This window comes from Pseudonocardia adelaidensis (assembly GCF_039543345.1).
Classification (GTDB): Bacteria; Actinomycetota; Actinomycetes; order Mycobacteriales; family Pseudonocardiaceae; genus Pseudonocardia; species Pseudonocardia adelaidensis.
Map to the genome: position 1 here is coordinate 1 of NZ_BAABJO010000071.1, position 6,908 is coordinate 6,908.

Annotated in this window: 6 protein-coding genes; 5 read left to right on the forward strand and 1 reads right to left on the reverse strand. The window is 67.6% G+C overall.

What is annotated here, in order from left to right; all coding sequences use genetic code 11:
- Positions 1-714: 714 nt before the first annotated feature.
- Positions 715-2,076, forward strand: a complete 1,362-nt coding sequence (locus ABEA81_RS42130) for a S41 family peptidase (protein ID WP_345613652.1) — start codon at positions 715-717, stop codon at positions 2,074-2,076.
- Positions 2,077-2,463: 387 nt separating this feature from the next.
- On the opposite strand, the gene ABEA81_RS42135 is transcribed toward ABEA81_RS42130, so the two are convergent.
- Positions 2,464-3,459, reverse strand: a complete 996-nt coding sequence (locus tag ABEA81_RS42135; RefSeq protein ID WP_345613654.1) for an alpha/beta fold hydrolase — start codon at positions 3,457-3,459, stop codon at positions 2,464-2,466.
- Positions 3,460-3,665: 206 nt separating this feature from the next.
- On the opposite strand from ABEA81_RS42135, the gene ABEA81_RS42140 reads away from it, so the two are divergent.
- The 4 genes from ABEA81_RS42140 to ABEA81_RS42155 all read left to right on the forward strand — a co-directional run bounded on the left by ABEA81_RS42140 (position 3,666) and on the right by ABEA81_RS42155 (position 5,947).
- Positions 3,666-4,439 (forward strand): helix-turn-helix domain-containing protein, encoded by a 774-nt coding sequence (locus ABEA81_RS42140; protein ID WP_345613655.1) that lies wholly within the window; start codon positions 3,666-3,668, stop codon positions 4,437-4,439.
- Positions 4,440-4,486: 47 nt separating this feature from the next.
- Positions 4,487-4,882, forward strand: coding sequence for a pyridoxamine 5'-phosphate oxidase family protein (locus ABEA81_RS42145; RefSeq protein ID WP_345613656.1), 396 nt, complete (start codon positions 4,487-4,489; stop codon positions 4,880-4,882).
- Between the two features lie 428 nt (positions 4,883-5,310).
- The gene (locus ABEA81_RS42150) at positions 5,311-5,454 is read left to right on the forward strand and encodes a hypothetical protein (protein ID WP_345613658.1); all 144 of its coding nucleotides are present in this window, start codon (positions 5,311-5,313) and stop codon (positions 5,452-5,454) included.
- A gap of 244 nt (positions 5,455-5,698) precedes the next feature.
- On the forward strand, positions 5,699-5,947 hold the full coding sequence (locus ABEA81_RS42155) for a hypothetical protein (RefSeq protein ID WP_345613660.1): 249 nt from the start codon (positions 5,699-5,701) through the stop codon (positions 5,945-5,947).
- Positions 5,948-6,908: the final 961 nt, after the last annotated feature.

The following is a 6,908-nucleotide window of genomic DNA, read 5'->3' on the forward strand; positions in this document are numbered from 1 at the left end:
TCCCGACGATCTGCCGTCCCTCGTATGCTTCGCTCATAGGGGCCTCCCAAGTCGTTGATGTGAAGCGCCTCGAGCATGAGCCGAGGGTCACGAGGAGCGGAGGCCCCGCCCCTTCATTGCATCAGCGGCCTACTGCTCCCGCAGGGGAGGTTGCCTGTAAATCCGTCGCCCTTGAAGTGTTGACACGCCGGCAGCGTGGGCTCGACATGACAGGTCAAGCGGTGCTTTCGACTGCTCGGCCCGTGATGTCTCAACCCGCAGGTTCGGTCGCCGTTGACGGCCCGAGCCACCCGCCCGCTCACACCGGTTCGACCTGCACGGATGAGACCGTCCCTGCCCAAGAACACCGCCGGGCGTCACAGGGCACAACAGCGTCGAATCATCACCCGCAGGTCGCAAGCCGAACGGACCAGCGGGCGGAAGAGATCCGCACCGCTCGGACCCTCGCCGTCCCCCGATCGTGCCCGACACCATTCCTCCGATGTTCCGCCGCTCACGTTCGCCACGACTCCGCGAGGAGTCGCAGATACGCTGCCGCAGGAGAGGCGGATTCCCAACCTCGAAGCCGCGGCCCGCAGACATCGTCGCCGGCACACGACTCGCGGCATAGGACAGGACTGACCTGGCGCGCACGACCCCTGGTGACCGACCGCCGGGTCCGCCGTACCAGGAAGGACCTCTATGCGGCCGTCACTGCCCGCAGCAATCGCAGTCGTGCTTGCCACCGTGCTCGCCGCCTGTGCGGCACCGATCGGTGGGACGACCAGCCCCGTCGACGGGGTGTGGCGCACCGACGGCTACGGCTGGATCATCTCGGTCAGGAACGGTCAGGCCGAGACGTTCGACACGACGTCCGTCAGCTGCCTGCCCAACCGGACGCTCACCCAGCTCGAAGGGCCCGCTCCGGACGGCACCGTGCAGTTCGGCAACCAGGACGGGGCGGTGGAGACCCTGCGCCGGACGCCGGACGACCAGGGCGCCCTGCGCCTGCTGGGCACGGCGGCGGACATCGACCTCGTCCCGGTGCCCGAGCTGCCCGAGGCGTGCACGCGGCCGGTGCCCAACGATCCGGTCACCAACTTCGACGTCTTCTGGGCGACGTTCGCGGAGAACTACAACTCCACGGTGCGCAAGAACATCGACTGGAACGCAGTGCGGGCCCAGTACCGGCCGATGGTGAACGCCAACACCACGCCCGACGAGCTGTACCGGATCCTGGTCAGCATGATCAGGCCGCTCGGTGACGCGCACGCCTCCATCGATGCGGACGACCGGTCGTTCGCTGCGAAGCGGCAGGGAACTCGCGACGAGCACGACGTGTCACGCCGAGACGCGATCGATGCCGTGGACGACCACCTCCACGAAGACCTCCGCGTCACCGACATCCAAACCTTCGCGAACAACCGGATCGCCTACGCCGATCTGCCGGGCGGGCGCGGCTACCTGCGCATCACGTCGTTCGAGAAATACGACCGCGACGACAACGTCTTCCCGGCGAACAGCGCCGTCCTGACCAGGACCCTGAACACGATCTTCACGCAGGCACGGATCAACGCCTGGCGAGGGCTGATCATCGACATCCGGTTCAACACCGGAGGTGACGACGAGCTGGGCCTGCAGGTGGCGTCACGGCTCACGAACACGGCCTACACCGCGTACACGAAGGACGCTCGCAACAACCCGACCGACCCGAACAGCCACGGCAGGCTCCGGACGGTGACCGTCACCCCGTACGACGGCCCCCGCTACCTGGGCCCGGTGCGGTTGCTGACCAGTGACCTGACGGTCAGCGCCGGAGAGACCTTCACCGAAGCGATGCTCGGGCGGACGCCGGCCCCCAGCCGCGTCGGGACGGCAACCCAGGGCGTGTTCGCCGACGACATGGAGCGCAAGCTGCCCAACGGCTGGACCTTCACGCTCGGCAACGAGGACTACTTCGCCCCCGACGGGACGGACTACGAGGAGGTGGGGATCCCGCCCACGACCCAGACCCCCGTGTTCACACCGGACGAGCTCGCACAGCACAAGGACTCCGCCCTGGACGCGCCGTGGCCCGAGCTCGGCAGCTTCCACTAACTGGGCCGTCTCCTGTAAGCCCCTGGCGGCGGTCTTCGCCGCCCAGGCGACCCCGGGCGGCGTTGTCGGCACCTCCGAGTACACCCGCCTGGTACGAGGACGTGTCTCCGCCTTGCCGGACCACTGGATCACGAAGTCCGCCGACCGCGACCTACAGGACACGGCCTAGTCTTGAGTTTTAACCGCGGGGTGGTCGGCGGCGTACCCGGTCTAGCTTGAGTCTTAACTCTTGCGGCGTGGGCGGGGAATGCCTGGTTTTAACCGTTTGGTCGTTGTTGCGGTGACGATGTGCACGTCGTGCCTGGTGAGCCAGTACGCCAGCACCGGGCCGGCGATGCTGGCGCCGGAGATGAGAATCCGCATGGGCCATTCCTCCTTGTGGCCCGGTCAGCGCGGCGTGGTTTCGTCGGCGAAGTCGTGCAGGAGTGCGCCGGTGGTGTCAGGGGCCTCGATCATGGGTGTGTGTCCGACGCCGTCGAGGATCTCGATCCGGGCGTTGAGGTCTCGGCGGTAGTCCTGGGCGGAGTTGGGCTGCCATCGACGGTCCTGGGCGCCGAAGATCACCAGGGCGGGCAGGCCGAGGACCGCGAGCCGGTCGGGCATGGGCCGTTCGTCCAGGTACGCGGTGGATGCCTCGTCGGTCGCGTCGAGGCTGCGGTAGGTCATGCGCCGGACGTCGGCGATGATCTGGTCCGGGATCTGCACCTCGCGGGTGAAGGCGGTGCTCAGCGCGGAGCGGATCGTGCCGTCGGTACGCAGTCGCCAGATCAACTCTCCCACCACCGGCGCGGTCACCAATCGGCCGGCGACACTGTCACCGAGGAACCTGTCCATCTGCGGGCCGGTGTCGATCAGAGTGATTGCCGCCACCAGGTCGCGGCGCTGCTCGGCCAGCGATGTGGCGACGGTGCCACCTGTGGAATGGCCAACAACAGTCGCGTTGCGTACCCCGAGCCGATCGAGCACGGCCCCGACCCGGCGTGCCTGGTCCGCGACGCTGTAACCATCGGCCGGTTTGGCTGACCCGCCATGCCCGAGCAGGTCCACCCGTACCACGTGCAAGTTCCGCAACGCCGGCAGCACGGGGTCCCACCATGCCGTCGAGCCGCCCAGGCCATGTAGCAGCACCACCGTGTGGGCGCCGGGCGGCCCATCCTGCACGACGTGGATGTCCCCGCCGGGAAGGCGCACGATCTGCTCGCCGGAGGCGTCGGCTGTCTCGGTGCGCACGGCGACCGTGTTCCACGCGAGGAGGACGGCCAGCCCACCGATGGCCAGCAGCGTGATCCGCCGCCGCCGACGGCTCCCCACCCGCCGTCCGCGCGCGCTGCCCCGCGCCGCGTCATGACCGCTGTGATCCTCCGGGGTAGTCGTCTCGCCCATGATTCCTCCATCCGCCGACCCGCGGCGCCACCACCCTCTCGGCGACTGCCCCGACGTTCTTGGAGAAATGTCCGCCCAACGCGAGGCGGGTTCGCCTCCTCCGCTCGTACAGTCGAGATGTGCGACGACATCGCCAGAAGGCAGATTCCACCGCTGCTTGGGACATCGCGCGACCGTCGCGGGCGCTCGCACCGCCTGGTGTCGACATGGCCGGATTCCGTATACCCGGCGACACCCCGATCGAGCTACGAGCCATTCCTCACCCGGCCATCACCATCGCCGTCGAGTTCGGTGATCGCCTGTTCGACGTCGACAGCACGGCCGGTCGGATGCGGTCGGGGAGCCTGGTCGCCGGACTCGCTTTCAGCACGTTCCGGGTGCGCGCCGAGGGAGTCGAGTGCGTGCAGATACGCCTGTCGCCACTCGCCGCGCACTCTGTGCTCGGCCTCCCGCTCAAGGAGTTGCGCGGGAGCGTCATCGCACTCGACGACCTGTGGGGCCGCGACACGCTGCGCTTGCGGGAGCGGCTGCACGATGCGCGAACCTGGACGGAGCGCTTCGCGCTGATCGACACGGAACTGATTCCCCGGATCCGCGCAGGCAGAACTGTCGACCCCGAAGTGGCCTGGGCCTGGCGCCAGATCCTCGCAAGCAATGGACGTGCCCGCGTCGAAGATCTCGCGTCCCGGACCGGGTGGAGCCGCCAGCGCATGTGGTCACGCTTCGATACGCAAATCGGTCTGACCCCCAAACGTGCTGCCATGCTGGCCCGTTTCGACCACGCCATCCACCGTTTGGTCCACGGGCACGCCCCAGCACGGGCGGCGGCGGACGCCGGCTACGCCGACCAGTCCCACTTCCACCACGACGTCCGCGCATTCACCGGAACAACCCCCACCGCCGCTGCGGACGAACCATGGCTGGTCGTCGACGACCGAGCCTGGCCAGCACACGGCAGGGCAACCCAACCGGCTCGATGAGGTGACCCGCTCGGCCTACCTTGTCCTCGACGGGTATCCCGTCAACCGTGCCGCGCCATCAGCAGGTCGCCGACGTCCGCCACGAGCAACTGGCATGCTTCCTGTGGGAGGGCGGCGCCTTCTGGATCCTGACCGGGCCATGGGCTCGGCTACGCGATCATGTACAGGCTGATCCGCAGTTGGCCGTCGTCGTCGACACGTGTGACCTCACCTCGGGGTTGGTGCAGCAGGTCATAGTGCGCGGGCGGGGCGAGATCGTCGAGTTCGACGTGCCGCGGGGGCGCCGGAACCTGGTTCGCTACCTGGGCTCTGATGTCGAACGTTGGGATCCGCGGTTCCGGGCGTACCTACTTGATGATCCTCACGATCGCGGAACCGAGTGGGTCCGCATGCGGCCGGATCGAATGACTGTATCGGACCTGAGCTACGAGCCGACCTCGTGATCTGCTGATGCCCGGGCCCTGCACACCCAGGCCCGTGTGTTCTTCTTGTCGTTGAAGACTACAACGCCGCGCTCTTTTGTCGCGCTCTTCTGCGTAGCGTTGATCAGGAAATTCTGCCACTTGTCGCCATTAAGTACGCGGTTTCTGGGAAGAGTAATGTCCAGGGTTTGGTGTGAGAGTTTCGTGATGCTGGGCGCGAGTTTCCGATCCTGGGAGTACTTGATGGTGAGCAACGTCCGTCTGTTCAAGTGGAGACGTCCGGGTTCGGCTATCTGGTTGGGAGTGTAGCCCCAGAAGTGCTGATTCGGACCGTCCTGGATTCGTGGCGCTCGGGCGGACATTCTGGGTGGATCGTCCCGCTGGAAGGCGGATCGACTCGACTTAAGCTGACGCTTGAACGGCTAGATGGGCTTGATCATCATGACTGGTTGCAGGAGCTGGGCATTGAGTACGGCGGCAGAGAGAAGGTTGTCGATGCTGTTGCCGATGTCGTCCTCCGGAGCGAAGCAGCGGCTGCGGAGGCGGTGGCCCTTGCCCAGTGGGTCCGGGAGAATGGCAAGATTGGCGAATGACGGCGCGGGCCTGTCAGATTGAGTTGCCCAATAACATGAGCGGCGCCAAGTCTGTGCATAAAATGGCGCATTGACCTCCGGTAGGACGCGGTCGACGATGTGGGGAACAGCGCCCCGCCACCCAAGGGGACGGGCAATAGGACCGCCTCCACGAAGCGCGGGAGGCCAGGATGAGCACGGCCGCAGCGTCTGTCTCGGGCACGATGGGGACAGAGCGGGACGCTGGGGTGGGTAGTCTTCCGCCGTGTCTACGCCGGATGTGAGAGCCGACGACGTCGCCGGGGCGCTCGATGAGTTCGACGCCTTGGGACGTCGGGAGTTCCTCTCGAAGTACGGGTTCGGCCCAGCGCGTAGCTACTTCTTGGTCCGGGACGGCAAGGAGTACGACTCCAAAGCAGTGGTCGGGGCCGCCCACACCCGTCGGCACGGGGTCGCGTTGACATCGGGGGACTTCAGCGGCGGCGAGGCCACTGTGAAGAGGCGAGTCGTGTGACCGCCGCGCCGCGGCGGTCGAGGCTGTCGAACATCTTGATGCCTGTGCGTGCTCGTTCCAGATGGGCGGCTGCGGTCTGCCGGCCCCGCATCAGGTCGTCACGCTGCGGAACCCGTGCCGGTGCGCTGCTGATCGCCGGGCGGTCGGACCGCTGGTGACCGCGCTGGCCGGTCGGATCGGCGCCACAGTGATGGCTGGTCTCGGGGTGTCGCTGTAGAGGTCGACGATGCTGCGGTACTGATGGCACTGCCGATCCCGCAGCCGTCGGTGCCCAGACTGCTCAGCGTCGACGACGTCGCGCTACGGCGTGGGCGCCCTACGCAACCACGTTGATCGACGCGGGCGCCGCCGCGTGCGGACGTGCTGGCCGACGACAATGCCGCCACCCTCGCGGCCTGGTGCGGGGAGCATCCCGGTGTCGAGATCGTCTGTCGGGACGACTCGGCCGTGTACGCCGAAGCGATCCGCCAGCGGCGCCACGAGCCGCGCGCGCCACGATCGGTGGCACTTGTCGGCGCTGCCTGGGCGGCGCCGTGGAACGGACCCTCACGCCCACAACGCCCCCTGGCGCTCGCACTGTCCGGTTCGGCATGGGCGATCGACGAGCGACCCGGGCGCGGCACACGGCCGTGCACGATCCACTCGAACCGGGTGAAGGCCCGATTGAATGTGGCCTGCCGCCCCGGCCGGGCGCTGAGCTCGGTCAAAGCGCCACGCCCGCGCCGCCGCCAGCTGCATCGTCCAGCGGGCACGGCCTGCCGACCTTCCCGCGGCTTGCGTCGGTGAAATGTGGCGCGCAGCCCGGCAGGGCGGTCGCGCCCTCGGTGTGGATCTTCCGGAGACGACCGATTCCCGGGGTTGTTCGGGCCGCCGGCTCTGCGCTGCAACCCATCAGGCGCGGGCGGTGTTCTGTCAGGTGCCGCGTCGATGCACCCGGCTCACGCCCACGGTGGCTTCCCAT

What these genes read in the sequence shown, in the direction of transcription:
- ABEA81_RS42140 (WP_345613655.1), top strand. Translation starts at nt 3,666, where the DNA reads ATGGCCGGATTCCGTATACCCGGCGACACCCCGATCGAGCTACGAGCC.
- ABEA81_RS42135 (WP_345613654.1), bottom strand. Translation starts at nt 3,459, where the DNA reads ATGGGCGAGACGACTACCCCGGAGGATCACAGCGGTCATGACGCGGCG.